We start from the raw sequence: 16,593 nt of genomic DNA on the forward strand, positions 1-16,593 counted from the left end.
CGCTTTTTTATTATTAATACTAACTCTTGAAATTATGATTCAAAAGAAACTAATTGTAAGTGTGTTTTTTCTCGTTTGCTGCGTTGTTACTGTAATGGGACAGAGTTTGAAATATTATAATGCAGATGATTTTCCGCTTATAGGTAAGATGTCTGACGATACGGAAGGGCGTTATGCCCGTTTACCTCTTTCCTGTAAGGGGAAAAGTGAAAAGTGGGTATGGATATTGGGACAGGATACGCCCGGACTGGCTGTACGCTTTGCGACCAATTCAACAACGATTGCTGCCAAATGGAGGGTGAAAAGAAATAATAATATGTTGCATATGGCCATGGTGGGTGTAAAAGGACTTGATCTTTATGTATTAAAAAGTGGCAAATGGCGTTATGTGCGTTGTGCTCGTCCAAAAGGTAAAGAGAATGAGGGAATAATCATTTCTGATATGAAAAGTGAAATGAATGAATATATGCTTTACCTGCCTCTTTATGATGGTATTGAAACACTTGAAATAGGAATAGAAGAAAAGGCTGTGGTTCGCCAACCCCAAGTGGAATCGCCCGTGACAGAACGCCCTGTTATCTGTTATGGAACAAGTATTACTCAAGGCGGTTGTGCAACGCGTCCGGGGATGGCGTATACAAACATCCTTTCTCGTATGTTAAACAGGGAAGTTGTGAATTTGGGTTTTAGCGGATATGGGCATTTGGAATATGAAATAGCAGAGCTGATGACACATCGAAATCCTTCAGTTATTGTGATGGATTTTATTCCCAATGTTAGTGCTTCCATGTTGAATGAGCGTATTGAACGATTTATGAGTATTATTGAAGATAAAATACCGGGAGTACAGATTTTGTTTATAGAACATGTTCCTTTTCCATTGGCAGAGTTTAATCTGAAAAAAGGGGAGTGGGTTGAAGAAAGTAATGAGGCATTACGAAAAGCATTTCGGGAGTTGGAGAAGAAAGGTTATCAGAATCTTCACTATTTAAAATCGGAACATTTATTGGGCGAGGATGGAGAGAGTACGGTTGATGGCGAGCATTTTACAGATTTAGGATTTGATAGGTTTGCAAAAGGAATTTATCCGGTGGTGAAAAAGCTTATAAGGCATGCGGAAAGATAAGAGGAAAGCCTCTTCGGCTACCGTTAAGGTAGAAGAAGAGGCTTCTTTTTAATAAATCCGGACTGGGGGTATGCCCTATTTATTATAACGAATAGCAAAATAATTCATAGCACTGGTTGCATTACCTTTTACCGAAATTGTAGCTCCCTTATCAATCCAGGAGGCGCCGTTACTGGCTTTGTTGTTCTCGGGCATTAAACGGATGTACACATTCTCTTTGCCTAGCAAAGTTAATGGCAACTCCACATCAATAGCCTTATAACCTGGGCATTGAGATAGCAACGTGTTAGCCCATACTACCATGTCAGGTACGGTATAGGAGGTAATATAATGCCAGTCGGCTTCATTGTCCATATCACCGGTCAATGACCATTCGGCTTTCCAAAAGCGAGGTTTTCCCACTTGGTTACCGACATTATTGCTGACGCTAAGCTGCATGGAGAGATGATTGGTTGTGATGTTTTTGGTCGAGAAGTTTACAATCCAGGCATAACCACGATTGTTCTCTTCATCCCACCAATAGGGGTTCGACCAAGCTAGCCAAGCATTGCCGCTTGTATTGCCTTTTCCGTCGGTGTTGGTATCTTGGTAATTCTTCTGATAGTCTGTTCCATCTTCAAGAATAATACCAAACCCGTTTACATTGCCTCTATTGTCTCCAAAAGGACCTGTTGCGCTATTACCTACAGGACCAAGATATGTGTAATCACTACTTCCATTTCCACGCAAACCGTTACCGATCTGATGTTTGGTATAAGTGTGACGGAAGCGACCTCCATCTCCATAGGTAGAAGGGAAAGAACCATCTTCTTTGATGATGCCATTGGTGTTGATATAACGGAATTCAGTAATCAAGCCTGAAAAACTGTTTTTGAAATCATCTGCCATCTTAAAGTCGGATCTCGACATGTGACGAATCTGATAACGACCGATGTCGCCGGCTTTCTCTTCATCAATCAATCCGTTTGCTGCTTCCAGGTATTCGAAACGGGTGAAAAGCTCATGTACGATAACACCGGACATATTGCCTGAGCCATAAGGCAAACGAGTACCGTCACGGCGATAGAGGCAAGTGGTATTGGTGTAGATATACATACTGTTACCATTGATGTCACGCATCAATGTGGCGTATTTGGCACAACGATGAGCACCACCGGCGTTGGCATAGCCTTCGTTGATCGGAACCAGGCTGCCTTTGCGGACAGGCAGTTCACAATCTTTCAGTGTGACATAAGTATAGATGTCTTCGTCCGTCAGATCTCTCATATATTTTTCTTTTACGGGTAAATCCGACGCAGTACCTTCGGTGGACGACATGACCATAGAAGCTGTTACTCCGGAAATCGTGTAACGTTCGGGATCTTCTTGCAAGATTACCTTGGTTCCTTTTAATAGGATCTGAACTTTGCTGTAACGTGAGAATGTATTGTCGTCCGCTGTGGGAGTTTCAATACAAAATCCGTAACGTCCGTCAAGGCTCTCGATATAAGCGGTCTTCTGTGCGATAGTATAGTCAATTGAATTTTGAGTCGTCTGTATGTTATCGCCTACATTGCCAGAGTTGCGGTCGCTTACTACATATCCGGTAATATAAATATCATCAGTCACCTTCGTACCGTCCGTTTCACCCAAATTGCGAACATCTATAAACGAAACCTCAACGCCCAATTCGTCCTTTGCATTTGCTTGCATTAGGAAAAGTTGTTGTTTGTTTTCGACTTCCCAACCGTCAATGTAAACCAAGTTAACGGTAGCCGTACGTACTGCGCGTTCGTCGGGATTCGGATCGGTCTGGATGACAAGAAAACCATTCTCATAAGTGATATCCCTGACCCAACCATCCTCTTTGTCGGGCACTGTCATAGCAGCTTCGTCACCTGTGTAATCTACACTGATATTGAGATCTTTTATGTCGACATTCATGTCGAGCTCTGCTCTAACTTCGCCTCCATAACCATGTACGGTCATATTAGGCTTAGCTAATTTAAATGTCGGGGTTTTCACGCCTTTCTGTTTCAGGTAGATCGTATCTGAAAGGTTTGCACTAGTGGCAGTCAGGCAGATTTTCGCCATACGCGGGAAGCCGTCGTTAAAATCATACTCTACATGGAGCGTACCGTCTCCCGAAAGATTTCTTTCGGCTACTGCTACCCATTCACCGCTATTATCTTCAAGCGCAATGTTATAATTCTGGTTCGAATAGACTTTAATGGCCAAGTCACCAGCATCAGAAGAGAGCGTATAGGTCTTTCCGTCGGCTCCAAATTCTTCAAAGTTGGCTTCATCTCCATTGTCCAATTCGCAGGCGGACAATGAAAGCATGAAAGCTCCTAAAAAAGTGACCAGTTGTATTGGTCTGTATTTAATAAATTGTTTCATATTAGAGTCATTGTATTTAACTGATAAACACTAATTTTTTTATTTTCATTCCTTTCCCAGTTGGGTAATCGTAGTGCTGGTTGTCACTGTTTTCTGTCCACCATTAATTGTATTGGCTGGGATGGAAATTGCTAAACGCACTTGGGCGCTACGGGGCTCATAAGTAGGATTGGCAGCCAGTTTAATATGAAGTTTTTCGCTATCATAGGACACTTCTTCAATCCAATTTTCTTCGGGGTTGCCGGAGCTATACGTTACGAGATATCCGATGCGGTAGAGGTCGTACTTTAGATTAGTGTCGAGCTCCAAATCGAGTATAGTGGTGGAAGCTGGCGTTTCTACTGTCTGTTCATTGATGATGAGGCGAGCGTCACTTGACGAAATTTCGCCGCTCTGTACCAATGTTATTGTATCACGAAGATGCTCTTCGGTTTCAAAAGCCAGTTGCACTTTACGGTTCACGCCATAGTTGGCAGCGTATGAGAATATGATTTCGCTGTTCTCCTTGCCGGAGAGGCGGTCGATAGAAGCCCAGTCTACTTTCTCCACGAAATGAGCATTCCAGTTCTTCGTGGCATACACTAAGATGTGGGTGGTTCCTGTGCCCGAAGATAAAATCAGATTCTTCTGTGTGAAGGCCAGTGGAAGTTCCCATTCAAAATCTTTTTCACAGCTTGTAAGTATGAAGCTGAATGTCGAGATTATCAGTAGGAGTAGATGATATAAGTATTTTCTTCGTATCATAATTGTAAATTGTTTCATTATTTATAGTAACAGTCCTATCATTTTTCCCAAGTCATATAGACCGGACGATGGTCAGAGTATTTCTTGGTAAAGTCGTCGATGATAAAGTTCCCTCCGGTGAAAGCGGACTTCAAGTCAGGCGAAATATAGATGAAGTCAATACGTGCCCCGAAATTTTTCTCCGAAAAGTTTTTATCGAGACGTGCCGAATCAATAAAACCGAAATCAAGAATACGCTGATGCACCGAGTAGTCGATTTCTCCATTTACGAGATTCTTTAATGCAGGGCGCTTTTCCTCTTCTTTGCGAAGACGGTCGGCCAGGCGTCCGTCGGCATATTTTCCGGCATCGACAGGGGATACGGAATTGAAGTCACCCATGATGAGCCATTTTTCGAATGGTCCATTTTGGCGGATGGTTTCGAGAATGAGATCAATGTCAAGCTGGCGGCTCTCATAACGGTGCGGACTAAGGTGTAGCGAAATAATGTGATAGCCATTTATCGTACCCATTACGAATCCATGCCACATGTTGTTCTCCACCTTCATGATGTTCACGATAGGATATTTAGATGTTATGGCAGTAGGAAATCCTTTCTCTTTCTGCAACACTGCATAAGGGTGCCCATAGGAGGCAGCTAATGCTTCAAGTGATTTTTGCGTAAATTTATTGGCTTCCTGCAGACATACGATGTCGGGATCCTGGTTGCGCATCCATGTAGAGAATATGGTCTTTCCTGCGGTGGTATCGGCACGCATACCATATTCTATGTTGTAAGATATGATTTTCATGGCCTGTTTTCCTCGTTTGTCTTTGGCAAACCCAGGCAAAGCCATCATCAATGCAAATAGTGTTATTCCTAACCAATTTAGTTTCATATGATTTGAATATCTGGATAAATTATTATTGAGGAGTAGTTGAACCGTAGTAAGCATCATAAGCTTTGTTATCGAGCGCATAGCCAGAATAAACGACCTGCGTGTCCGGAATCGGATAGTATTCATGACAAGGACGGATATTCTCCTTTAAACTTGATGAACCGGTGTTTTCATAAGTCTGCGTATACCAGATTCCCCAACGAACCAGGTCGAATTTACGCTGGAACTCACCAATCAGTTCGCGTCCGCGCTCTTTCTGGATTTCATCCATCAATCGTGCCCAGGTGCGGAATTTCGGGTAGTCACCAATGCCTGCACGGTTGCGGGTCATATTCAGATATTTCATAGCAATGTCAGGATCTTGCTCCAGTTGGCAGTAACATTCTGCTTTCATTAACAGTGCGTCGGCATAGCGGAATATCTTATAATTATTTCCGTCGCGGCTGCTGTCAAGATATGGACACCAGAATTTCGGACCCGGCCAGGGAGCAGTGCTTACACTTTTGAAAGCATGGCCGTTGTATTCCCAAGCCATATTATATTGGGCACGTAAGTCACCGCCAATCTTTGTTTGCAGATTCTGGCAGAAATAAGCTGTGGGACGCCAGGGAGTCCAACAAGTAGACTTGTCGCCCAATTCCGGAATTTCCACGCCGTCATATTCGCAGGTACCTGAACGGCGGGTGATAGGCATACAAATGCTGGCAAGGTTGGAGGTATAGTTCAAACCACCGGCTACATAAGAGTGCTGGATTTCAAAGATTGATTCAGGCGTATTCTTGTTACGGAACATTACATCTTCGAGTGGATATTGACCGAGGTCGCCATAAATCTCTTCGAGCTTGGATATTGCGTCAATCGCTGTATCCCACTTCTTGTTCCACATCGCCATTTTGGCAATCAGCATCCATCCTGTGGCAGCACCCGTACGATTGGAGCCCACTTCTGACGAACGTACCTGATCCATCAGAGGAACAATTGCTGATAATTCCTTTATCAGATATTCACGCGTTTCCACAGCTGACATACGGCCCAAGCGTCCTATCTTTTGCTGTGTTTCCACATCTGCCACATGTTCTGTATAAAAAGGCACATCGCCAAAGAATGAAGTCAGTAGGTAGTAATAGAACGCACGCATGATTTTGCCTTCGCCTAATAGAGGAAGTTTCTCATTCTCTTCGAGTGGAGAGTTTTCGATTCCATTGATGGCAGCGTTACAGTACATTACGCCTTTGTAACCATTGTTCCAAACGGTTTCACCGTGGCGGGGCTTTGCGGGGGAGATATCCAGACGGGAATCCAATGTACCCGAATTGATATACATGAGGTCGGTGCAGGCCTCTGTAGCGATGAAGAGTGTATAGTTGTAGGTTCCGTTTAAAGGAATATAGCACGAGTTGAGCGCAGAGAGACATTGTTCCTTCGTCTGATAAAAGTTGTCGGGTGTAGAAAAACTTGACGTATCTTCTTCCAGACTACAGGAAGCTAGCACGAACATTGACAGAAGAGCGGTCAACCAATTTTTTCTTTTCTTCATTATCATAGTTTTCATATTATTGCATTAATTAATATCTGATTTGGGCACTGAACGTAATGGTACGCGGTTTCGGGTATGCACCCAAGTCCATACGTCGTAGGGTAGAATCGCCGCTGGTTGATACGTCAGGGTCGAATCCGTTGTATTTCTTCCAGAGGTAGAGATTCTCACCGTTTACACTTAAAGTCAGATCACGGATACATTTCGTTTTCTTGTAGAGGTTGAATGTGTAGCCGATGGAAATACTCTTCAAGCGCAGGAAGGTTGCGTCATGAATCTGTAAGTCACTGGGTACGTGTGTATCAATACTTCCGGCACGAGGAAGATCGGAGTTCGGGTTACGAACCGGATGCCAAGAGTCGAGCATGTAACGGTATTGGTTGGTAAACGTACTTCCCGACATATAGAGTTCGGCATAGTTGTAAATTTTGCCACCCAGGGAGTAGTTGAAGTAGATGCCCACTTTTAAGTTACCGAAACGGAAAGTGTTCTGCAAACCTCCATAAATCCAAGGATCGGCATTGCCCAGATAAACCAAGTCGTCCTGACTAAGCGTTCCGTCGTGGTTGATATCGTAGTAGCGTACCGAACCGTTTGAGGTGGTAGAAGGAGATGCGTAGGCAAAAGTGGCTTTATTACGGTTCACTTCGTCTTGATTCTTCCATACGCCACCATATTTGAATCCCCATAGGGCGTTCAAGGGGTAGTCTTTTACATAACCGTACATCATATATGAGTTGTTGCCCGGTGCACCATAAGCTTTTACAAAATCTTCCGTACCGATGTCATCCACATTTTGTTCATTGTGGGCAATGGTGAAGGTGGTCGACCATGAGAATTTTGGCTTCTCGATATTACGGCTTTCGATGGTTAGCTCGATTCCCTTGTTTGAGGTTTTGCCAATGTTGGTCAGGCGGGAAGAATAACCGGTCTGTGTCGGTGTCTGTAAGGTTAGCAACAAGTCTCGGGTCTTCGAGATATAGGCTTCGGCAGTCACGAACAAACGGTTGTTCAGGAACGCCAGGTCAATACCAAGATTGTAGAGGTCGGTCTTTTCCCAAGTCAGGTTAGGGCTTGCCAGACGCGAAGGGTAATATGCTGCAGGTTGCGAACCGCCAAAAAGGTAACCGTTTGTGGTACTGGAAAGAGCGGCCAGCGAACGATAGGCGCTAATTGCGTCATTACCGGTACGTCCGGCGCTTAAACGGATTGCCATTTCATTAATCCAGTCGATCCCTTCCATAAATTCTTCTTTAGCGGCATTCCATTTCAAAGCTGCAGAAGGGAAGAATCCCCATTTGTTATTGGCGGCAAAGTTGGAAGCACCATCATAACGACCGGTTACGGTTAAATAGTATCTCTGTTTATAGTTATAGTTGAAACGAGCCAATAGAGACATTTTAGTACGTTTGCTGGTGCTCGATGAAGCCGAGTATGTTTGTTTATCTTGTACGGCGTTCATATTGTTCCATTTCACGTTGTCGTCCATATATCCTTTGCCATTCAGCGAAAAATCATTTGAAGAAAGGCGTTGTCCCGTGAAACCAAGAAGCCCGTCGAATGTGTGTCCCGAATCCAATGCTTTTAAATAAGACAGGGTGTTTTCTGTCAGGAGGTTGTGGTCGTCATACTCGGCGCGATAAGCTTCGCCTCCCTCTCCTTCAACCTTGGCAGGCAAGGTGCTTGGATAGTAGCGGTAAGTGTGACGTTGATACATATAGTAGGTGAACTGACTTTTAAATTTCAAATTCTTAATGGGTTCGATTTCGATGAAACCAGTATGGTTGGTAGAGTGGCGTACCTGATAGTTGGTGTTGAGCAATATGGTAGCCAACGGAGTGTTGATCTTCTGTCCGGAATAGTAGAACGGGTTATAGTCATCCATTGGTTTAATGGTAGGACTCAAATAGATAGCGGAGTTCCACCATCCTGTACCACCGATAGAAGCTAAATTCTCGTCGTTGTGTCGCCAAGTGTAATTGCCGGTATATCCCACTTTCATCCAATTAAAAAGTTGGTGGGTAAGTGAAACACGCCCCGTGATACGTTCCTGACCGCTGCGGCGAATTACCCCCTCGGTGTTGTTGTAGCTCAAAGAAACATAATAAGACGTTTTCTTTGTTCCTCCTGACAAAGAGAGTGCGTAATTCTGATACATGGCTGTACGTCCGATCGTATTTACCCAGTCGGTTCCTTCGCCCAAAGAGAAGGGATCGGAGTAAGGGTATGATGACAGGGGAGTGCCATCAGTAATCTCATCATTACCATCCGCAGTATTAAAGTAAGCATAATCGTTACGGTATTGTGCCAATTCAGATGCATTCATGATGTCGAGCTTCTGTGGAATTTTGGAGAAACCGATATCTGTTTTGAAGCTAATACTCGGTTTGTCTGCATTTGACAGTCCCTTCTTGGTGGTAATGATGATAACACCATTACTACCTTTCGAACCATAGATAGCTGTAGAAGATGCATCCTTCAGTACAGAAATGGATTCGATATCGGCGGTGTTCAAGTCGTTCAGGTCATGAACGGCATCCATAACGCCATCGACCACGATCAGTGGTTCATTAGAGGCCGAGATTGAGCGTGTACCACGGATACGGATAGAAGTAGTGGCACCCGGTTCACCGGTTGTTGACATAATATCCGCGCCGGCAATACGTCCTTGCAAAGCCTGGTCGATAGAAAGTACCGGAGCGTCCTGGATATCTCCCATTTTAACATTCGATACGGAACCGGTCAGGTCGGCCTTCTTAACAGCTCCATAACCGATAACCACGACTTCATCCAAGGCTGTTTTCTTATCTGGTAAGAGTTTTACATTGATCTTTTCGCGTCCCGTCACATTGATTCTTTTCTTTTCATAGCCGATAAAGCTAACCTCCAGGGTGCCATTGGCAGGGACCTGTATCTCATACCACCCGTTAAGGTCGGTCAAGGTGCCGACTTGTGTTGTAGCTTCCCTGATGGTTGCTCCAATCATAGGCAAGCCTTCTTCGTCGAATACCGTACCGGTCACTTTGATTTTTCTATCTGCGTTCTGCGCCACTGCTTCCGGAAGCAACAGGCAACATGCCACCAGCATGAGCAAAGTCTTTCGGAAAGCATTCCGACAGAGCGATGCATTGTATTTATTTACTAATTGTCTCATGTGCTTTTATAGATTAAGCGCTTTCTTAAATAAGTTTATTCATTATAAATGCGGCAAGTTACCGTCACTGGATAGTGATCGGAATAGTTGTCGGTGAAATTGTCCATCAAGATCTGGGCATTGAGCATGTTGCGCATAGCCTCTCCCGATGCATAGATGAAATCGATGCGTGAACCTTTATAAGACCCGTTGGGACCTGTCCATCCTCCGTAGATGGTAGGGCAGCTGCGCACGAAGTTGATATTCATCTCACGAACAGGATCTCTATATCCATTGTCGAGAATGGCTTGATGCACCTGATAATTGAGAGTGCTTCCTGTAGAAAGATCGTTTTTATCAAGTGGGGAGAAAGAATTGAAGTCGCCCATCATCAGCCAGTATTTTTCATCAGGATACTTGCGGATAGTATTGTCGAGATACGTTTGGATCTCTTCCAAACGGTAAGCGTCGCCATTGGCGGCATTTGAACCGGAGGGGGTATACGAGAAAGGATAAAGATGAAGTACCAGAATGTTGATACCTTTGATCTTGACATGAATACCTCCATGCCATACCCCATCCAAAATGCGGCTTACCACTTCAATGGGATATTTGGAAGTGATAGATACGGGATAGCCGCTTTCCTTGCACATTTCGGCATAATTATGTCCCCAACGAGATGATAATGCTGTTAGCTTTTCTTTGGTGAATCCATTGGTTTCTTCAATGGCCATAATGTCGGGGGCCTGTTCGTTGACCCAAGTTACAAAGTTGTTGTAGTCGTTGGCTTTATCCAACTTCATTCCTTCGAGTACGTTGTAACTCAACACTTTTAATGTTTCAGTCGTCACACTGGAACCGCTGTTTAATTCGAGGTCTCCAGTCGGCAGTTCTTCATCATCGCTACAACTGAAGTTGCATACAGCCATTGCCAATGCCATTGCAGCATAAAGTATTTTGCTAAATTTATTCATTGTACGTTATCTATTTATTTGTTATAGCGAATGCTTACATACATTAGTCCACTTGTGCTGTTGTTGTTAATTACAGCTGTGTCATAAGTAGTGGTTGTTCCGGCTTTATTAGCTGAAGGAATCAGGCGCAGATAGACAGTGCTTTTACCCAACAAATCAAGAGGTAACTCTATATTAGTGTTTTTCCATGCATTCAATTGTTCGTAGAGTGTATTTCCCCATTGTACGACGTCAGGAATTGTGTACTCACCAACTTTCGTCCATTCGCCATCTTCGTTCCCATGTTCAGACCATTCTACATTCCAATAGCGGGGTGCGCCGACACTGTAATTCAATGTGGCAAGTTGTAGTGATACGTGTGTGCCGATGATGCCAGAAGTCGAACACTTAATCATCCAGCTATTTGCTTTTCCTGTAGAAGAGTTCCACCAGTTTTTAGCTTGGAAGGCCAAGTTCTTGCTAGCGGATATAATACCTTTTCCGTCAGTTACTCCGTCAATAACTCCCAGATAACCATAATCGGTTGAGGCTGTTGGAGTTACGGCAGTATGCCATAATTCACCATTTCCTTCAGAAGGAAGTACTTTCGTACCTGAAAGCTTAAATGCATTCCATTCAGCAATAATAGTAGAAAAACTATTGTTTTTCGATTGGTCGATTTTAATGTCTTCACGCGAGAGGTGACGCATCTGATAGTGTCCGATATCTCCACCATTCTCGAAACGAGTGTATTCTTCATGTACAATGACGCCTGATATTGTTCCTGAACCTTGTGGCAATATATTGCCATCGCGACGGTAAGGACAATCAATATTTGTCATCAAAAACATACTTTGTCCCTGATTGTCGTGCATTAATAAAGGATAACGGTCAACACGTTTCTGATTGTAAGTGGGACAGTAACCCTCATTGAAAGGTGTAAACGGCCCTTTACGAATAGGAAACTCACAGTTTTTCAATGTTACAAAAGTATACACATCATTATCAGTAAGTTCAGACATTGTGCGTTCTTTCTTTACCAACTTCGTAGCATCACCTTCTTCTTTAGAAATAAAGCTCTTGAAAGTCATGTCTGTCAACGTGTAACGTTGAGGATTATCTTCTTTCTTTAAAGTCAGACCTTTCAACCAGATTTTCACTTTATCGAAGGGAACAAGTTCATTCAGTTCTTTTGTATCAAAAACCAAAGCAAAACCATACTTTCCATCTAAACTCTGCACATAAGTGGTGCGATAAGTAGTACTTAGGTCGATATCTGTTTTAGAAAGCTGCGTATTAGCTGCATTATTAGCACCGGTAGCATCGCAAACGACTATCCCCTCAATAGCCACATCCTCCTCAATTTTTTGAGAACCAGTCGCATCGTTCACTAGTTTGCGAACCTCGGCAAATGAAATGGTTTCGGTTTGCTTGGTACCTCCCATCTCCATCTGACCTATATTAAAATCTGTAGTATGAGCTTTTCCCCAGTCATCAACATACGTAATATGTAGTGTAGCATTACGTTCTCCCACTTCAGGCTCATTGGCAGCAACCTTCACCTGCATTTTATTCATTTCTTTGTTAAATAAAAGCTGTGATACCCACTCTTCGCCTTTGTCATAATCCACAGTCATCGCAATACGAGTACTGTCACTAGCAGGAATATTAGTATTCAAATTCACTTCCAATTCTTTACCTACTGCAGAAACACGGGCTTCTTTGTCTGGAAAAGCGATAGAAGGAGATACACCATATTGATAAATATAGATAGTATCTGCTTTTACTTTATTGGCAAGTTTTACAATCACTTTACCTTTACGAGGAAATTTTTCATTAGCTCGCCAAACTAAATTAAAACTTCCGTCTCCTTCTCCACTCTTACGCTCAATATTGACCCATTGACGGGTTAATGAATCGCGCTCCACCGTCCATGCGCATGTCGCTGTCAAAGGGACTTCACGCCTGCCTGCTTCTGACGAAATATAAATATTGGACGCATCACCAATGGTTACCACTTCCAGTTCTTCATCATCATCACATGAAAAACAGGAAAGTGACAAGGTCACGATACTAAGATATAGAAATATGTTTTTCATTACTTTGTTTTTATTCATCTAATAAATAATAATATACATCGTCCAAGCGATAGACATAGAAATTATCTACAAATACACGATTATTGCCTGTAGTGAGAGTGTAGTCACCACCAATGATTTGAAATTTGGTATTAGCAGTAACAGGGCGTTCAGGAGGACTTACCACATAAAAATTATGGCGTCCTTTATTCCACATTGTAGTAAGTACATCAGGATCAAGAGGGTCATAATAATCCAGATCGATCGTTTTTGTCGTAGTGTGGGTGTCAGCAAATTCGCCTCCATTCAATATGTTGATAACTAATTTATTATTATCTTTTGTCCCATCCTCTTCAGTATAAGCAACCGCATCAAATGAAACAAGCAGTACAGAGTCTCTTACAATGTCAGTAATGTAGGGTGTGATAAGATCAGCACCATGTCCTTGATCGTCACCAAGGCGGATAAAGCCGAATTTACCATAACAATAAGCTTTGTCTTCCTCCTTTGCGATAGTTGACGACCACTGATACTCTTTTTGTGCTTCCGTCCAGTCACCAATCAATTTTTCATTCGTAGTCACATTGGGAGAGGCAGTAGATGAACCATATTTCAGCCATTCAAAATCTTCACCTAGCCGGGTTGTGAATCCCTGGCGAATGTTGATAAACCTGCCGTAGTCGACCTCGGGGGAGGTGATTGAAACGGTAGCGATACGGCGTTTGTAATCTTTGGTTTGTGCTTCCCATGCGAGATGCCATTCGTCTTCACCAGTCGCTTCGTCCCGGCCCACTTTTTCTGCTTTCAACCAATTTTCAATTACTTCTTCTTCCTCCTGTTCGTTGGCAGGAACTTTGCTTTGTACCAAAATTGAATAATTCGTATTAGTCTTAACAAAGATTGAAAGCTGTCCTGCCTTAGGAGGAATATTGAGAGCTTCATCAGGCTTCATCTCTACTTTCTCTCCTGTCTGGTTGTCTACATGACTCACACTAATAAACTCGTTCCTTCCTTCTTCGCTGTCATCGCAACTCCAGTAGGAAGGAAGTAATAAGAATAAGGTTAACAGAGGTAACCATTGCCTCCATCTTACATTTTTGGGCAAATGTTTACACGATAAATTAATTTCCATCATATAAAATATAAATTAATTAAAAATAAAATACTCTTTGTTTTAAATGCAAATAACTATATAATATATTGCTTAATAATGACGGAGGATTTACAGTTCTGTTAAGAGGTTATCTATTAGAACAAAATCGGAATAATTTAGCATGGGTTTCATGCAAAATTCACATCGGTAAAGTGATAAGTGTTTCTTTCTTTTCATAGCGTTTGTAGTTTCTACTTTTATCTTTTGTTATAGGTTGACGCCACAAATATAAACATAAAAAGCATATAAACAAACTTTTTAGAAAGAAAACGAAAGAAAATAAATGTAATGGAAAGAAAAAGAAAGGGGAGGTGCATAAAAAATAACTTTTTTATTGTGATAGTACTGAACATCATCGGTATTACATATTCTTATTTATTACTTGTATTCACCTTCAGGCGAATATAGTTGGGATAGTGGTGAAAGAAGAAATCAGTCAGATTTATTCAATCATCAAAAGCTTGCCGGAAAAAGAAGAAATGTGTTGATGTTAATCAAGTATCATGGTCTGAAGAATAAAGAAGTGGCGGAAATTTTGGGAATCTCCGTTCCATTTATTTTTTGTCAATCTAAGAAGCTGTTTCCTTTTTTTTGTCTTACTTTGCATGTCAAATAGTTATATCCCATTTTTGATATGCGTTACTCTGTCATAATCCCCGTTTATAATCGTCCCGATGAAGTGGATGAATTATTGCAAAGTCTTACCATGCAACACTTTAAGGATTTTGAAGTTGTTGTTGTAGAAGATGGTTCCTCCGTTCCCTGTAAAGGAGTAGTAGACCGGTATGCAGACCGGTTGAATATAAAATACTTTTCTAAGCCTAACTCCGGTCCGGGACAGACCCGTAATTATGGGGCAGAACGTAGCGAAGGGGAATACCTTATTATATTAGATTCTGATGTCATTCTTCCCGAAGGATACTTCGATGCGGTAGAGAAAGAACTTCTCGCTTCTCCTGCCGACGCTTTCGGCGGCCCCGACCGTGCGCACGATTCTTTCACGGATATCCAAAAGGCGATAAACTATTCCATGACTTCTTTCTTTACGACCGGAGGAATCCGTGGCGGGAAAAAGAAGATGGACAAATTCTATCCCCGCAGTTTTAATATGGGAGTTTGCCGGGCAGTGTATGAGGCTTTGGGCGGATTCTCAAAGATGCGTTTTGGAGAGGATATTGACTTCAGTATCCGTATCTTTAAGAACGGTTATACTTGCCGGCTTTTTCCGGATGCCTGGGTGTATCACAAACGGCGCACTGATTTGAAGAAGTTTTTCAAGCAAGTGCATAACTCCGGCATTGCCCGAATTAATCTTTATAAGAAATATCCGGACTCTCTGAAACTGGTGCATTTACTTCCAGCTGTATTTACGTTGGGAGTGGCACTCCTATTATTAGGGACTCCATTCTGTCTTTTCAGTTTTACGCCGTTCATTCTTTATGCATTGCTGGTATGCATGGATTCTACTATTCAGAATAAGAGTCTGGCTATTGGCATTTATTCCATAGCCGCTGCATTTATACAACTTATCGGCTATGGTACAGGTTTTTGGCGTGCATGGTGGCAGCGTTGTGTCAGAGGGAAAGATGAGTTTGAGGCTTTCCAAAAGAATTTCTATAAGTAACCTACTTTTAATTTGTTTACTACCATTCCTATTTTTACTTAAAAGGAATGTTGCATGACACCCGGGTCTTAGCATGCCTGACACCCGGGTGTCGTGCTGCTCAAGACCCGGGTGTTGTTATGTCTGACACCCGGGTGTCGTACAACTTACCTTAGCATAAAAAAAAGAAGAAGACTATAATCAAGTTTTTTTCCATTGCCTCTATCATTAAATAAAATAAGCCTACCTTTACACTTTCAAAACATAGCAAATGGAAAGTAAACACAAACTATCCATCAACCAATGGGCACTGGAGGACCGCCCACGGGAGAAAATGATGGAAAAGGGAGCAGCCGCATTGAGTGATGCCGAACTACTCGCTATATTAATCGGCTCCGGAAATACGGAAGAAAGTGCTGTAGAACTGATGCGACGTCTGCTCCTGTCTTGTGATAACAATCTCAATTCATTGGCAAAATGGGAAGTCTGCGACTATTCCCGTTTTAAAGGTATGGGACCGGCAAAGAGTATCACGGTGATGGCAGCTTTGGAACTTGGAAAGCGGCGGAAACTGCAAAGTACAAAAGAAAGACTTCAAATCACTTGTTCAAAAGACATCTATGACATTTTCCAACCTCTGATGTGTGATCTTGAACAAGAAGAATTCTGGGTCCTTTTGCTGAATCAGGCGACGAAACTTATAGATAAGGTACGTATCAGTACTGGTGGAATAGACGGAACATACACCGATGTACGCACCATCCTTCGGGAAGCATTACTGCAAAGAGCTACCCAAATAGCTGTAGTTCACAATCATCCTTCAGGGAATACCCGTCCTAGCCAACCGGATAAAACATTGACGGAGCATATTCGTAAAGCTGCAGATACAATGAATATTCGGCTGATAGATCATGTCGTCGTTTGCGAAGACGGGTTCTTTAGTTTTACGGATGAGGGATTACTTTAATTTCATTTATACCTTAATATTCCCTTTTACAACAATTTACTG

Annotated in this window: 12 protein-coding genes; 4 read left to right on the top strand and 8 right to left on the bottom strand. The window is 42.5% G+C overall.

Going from position 1 to position 16,593, the window contains the following annotated elements; translation table 11 throughout:
• Positions 1–34 precede the first annotated feature (34 nt).
• On the top strand, positions 35–1,126 hold the full coding sequence (locus GD631_RS07340; RefSeq protein ID WP_143256986.1) for an SGNH/GDSL hydrolase family protein: 1,092 nt from the start codon (positions 35–37) through the stop codon (positions 1,124–1,126).
• A gap of 75 nt (positions 1,127–1,201) precedes the next feature.
• Here GD631_RS07340 and GD631_RS07345 read toward each other — a convergent pair whose 3' ends face one another.
• The 8 genes from GD631_RS07345 to GD631_RS07380 are packed head-to-tail and all read right to left on the bottom strand — an operon-like array spanning position 1,202 to position 13,963.
• Positions 1,202–3,505 carry a DUF5689 domain-containing protein gene (locus GD631_RS07345; protein WP_143256987.1) on the bottom strand — a complete coding sequence of 768 codons (2,304 nt, stop codon included), beginning with the start codon at positions 3,503–3,505 and terminating at the stop codon, positions 1,202–1,204.
• 45 nt (positions 3,506–3,550) lie between these two features.
• On the bottom strand, positions 3,551–4,249 hold the full coding sequence (locus GD631_RS07350) for a BACON domain-containing protein (protein WP_185911597.1): 699 nt from the start codon (positions 4,247–4,249) through the stop codon (positions 3,551–3,553).
• A 38-nt stretch (positions 4,250–4,287) separates the two neighbouring features.
• Positions 4,288–5,127, bottom strand: coding sequence for an endonuclease/exonuclease/phosphatase family protein (locus tag GD631_RS07355; RefSeq protein WP_185911598.1), 840 nt, complete (start codon positions 5,125–5,127; stop codon positions 4,288–4,290).
• 25 nt (positions 5,128–5,152) lie between these two features.
• The gene (locus tag GD631_RS07360) at positions 5,153–6,664 is read right to left on the bottom strand and encodes a RagB/SusD family nutrient uptake outer membrane protein (protein WP_223225791.1); all 1,512 of its coding nucleotides are present in this window, start codon (positions 6,662–6,664) and stop codon (positions 5,153–5,155) included.
• A 28-nt stretch (positions 6,665–6,692) separates the two neighbouring features.
• Positions 6,693–9,818, bottom strand: a complete 3,126-nt coding sequence (locus tag GD631_RS07365; RefSeq protein ID WP_185911599.1) for a SusC/RagA family TonB-linked outer membrane protein — start codon at positions 9,816–9,818, stop codon at positions 6,693–6,695.
• 35 nt (positions 9,819–9,853) lie between these two features.
• Positions 9,854–10,771, bottom strand: a complete 918-nt coding sequence (locus GD631_RS07370) for an endonuclease/exonuclease/phosphatase family protein (RefSeq protein ID WP_143256991.1) — start codon at positions 10,769–10,771, stop codon at positions 9,854–9,856.
• A gap of 14 nt (positions 10,772–10,785) precedes the next feature.
• Positions 10,786–12,849 (bottom strand): DUF5689 domain-containing protein, encoded by a 2,064-nt coding sequence (locus GD631_RS07375; protein WP_143256992.1) that lies wholly within the window; start codon positions 12,847–12,849, stop codon positions 10,786–10,788.
• A 10-nt stretch (positions 12,850–12,859) separates the two neighbouring features.
• Positions 12,860–13,963 carry a hypothetical protein gene (locus tag GD631_RS07380; RefSeq protein ID WP_143256993.1) on the bottom strand — a complete coding sequence of 368 codons (1,104 nt, stop codon included), beginning with the start codon at positions 13,961–13,963 and terminating at the stop codon, positions 12,860–12,862.
• Positions 13,964–14,468: 505 nt separating this feature from the next.
• Here GD631_RS07380 and GD631_RS22415 point away from each other — a divergent pair.
• The 3 genes from GD631_RS22415 to radC all read left to right on the top strand — a co-directional run bounded on the left by GD631_RS22415 (position 14,469) and on the right by radC (position 16,551).
• A complete protein-coding gene (locus GD631_RS22415) occupies positions 14,469–14,597 on the top strand; it encodes a hypothetical protein (protein WP_370511859.1) in 129 nt (42 codons plus the stop codon).
• Positions 14,598–14,615: 18 nt separating this feature from the next.
• On the top strand, positions 14,616–15,605 hold the full coding sequence (locus tag GD631_RS07390; RefSeq protein ID WP_143256994.1) for a glycosyltransferase family 2 protein: 990 nt from the start codon (positions 14,616–14,618) through the stop codon (positions 15,603–15,605).
• Positions 15,606–15,855: 250 nt separating this feature from the next.
• Positions 15,856–16,551, top strand: coding sequence for a RadC family protein (gene radC / locus GD631_RS07395; protein ID WP_143256995.1), 696 nt, complete (start codon positions 15,856–15,858; stop codon positions 16,549–16,551).
• Positions 16,552–16,593: the final 42 nt, after the last annotated feature.

Origin of the sequence: Bacteroides luhongzhouii (assembly GCF_009193295.2) — a bacterium.
GTDB classification, from domain to species: Bacteria; Bacteroidota; Bacteroidia; order Bacteroidales; family Bacteroidaceae; genus Bacteroides; species Bacteroides luhongzhouii.

What these genes read in the sequence shown, in the direction of transcription:
- GD631_RS07340 (WP_143256986.1), top strand. Translation starts at nt 35, where the DNA reads ATGATTCAAAAGAAACTAATTGTAAGTGTGTTTTTTCTCGTTTGCTGC.
- GD631_RS07345 (WP_143256987.1), bottom strand. Translation starts at nt 3,505, where the DNA reads ATGAAACAATTTATTAAATACAGACCAATACAACTGGTCACTTTTTTA.
- GD631_RS07350 (WP_185911597.1), bottom strand. Translation starts at nt 4,249, where the DNA reads ATGATACGAAGAAAATACTTATATCATCTACTCCTACTGATAATCTCG.
- GD631_RS07355 (WP_185911598.1), bottom strand. Translation starts at nt 5,127, where the DNA reads ATGAAACTAAATTGGTTAGGAATAACACTATTTGCATTGATGATGGCT.
- GD631_RS07360 (WP_223225791.1), bottom strand. Translation starts at nt 6,664, where the DNA reads ATGAAGAAAAGAAAAAATTGGTTGACCGCTCTTCTGTCAATGTTCGTG.
- GD631_RS07365 (WP_185911599.1), bottom strand. Translation starts at nt 9,818, where the DNA reads ATGAGACAATTAGTAAATAAATACAATGCATCGCTCTGTCGGAATGCT.
- GD631_RS07370 (WP_143256991.1), bottom strand. Translation starts at nt 10,771, where the DNA reads ATGAATAAATTTAGCAAAATACTTTATGCTGCAATGGCATTGGCAATG.
- GD631_RS07375 (WP_143256992.1), bottom strand. Translation starts at nt 12,849, where the DNA reads ATGAAAAACATATTTCTATATCTTAGTATCGTGACCTTGTCACTTTCC.
- GD631_RS07380 (WP_143256993.1), bottom strand. Translation starts at nt 13,963, where the DNA reads ATGATGGAAATTAATTTATCGTGTAAACATTTGCCCAAAAATGTAAGA.
- GD631_RS22415 (WP_370511859.1), top strand. Translation starts at nt 14,469, where the DNA reads ATGTTAATCAAGTATCATGGTCTGAAGAATAAAGAAGTGGCGGAAATT.
- GD631_RS07390 (WP_143256994.1), top strand. Translation starts at nt 14,616, where the DNA reads ATGCGTTACTCTGTCATAATCCCCGTTTATAATCGTCCCGATGAAGTG.
- radC (WP_143256995.1), top strand. Translation starts at nt 15,856, where the DNA reads ATGGAAAGTAAACACAAACTATCCATCAACCAATGGGCACTGGAGGAC.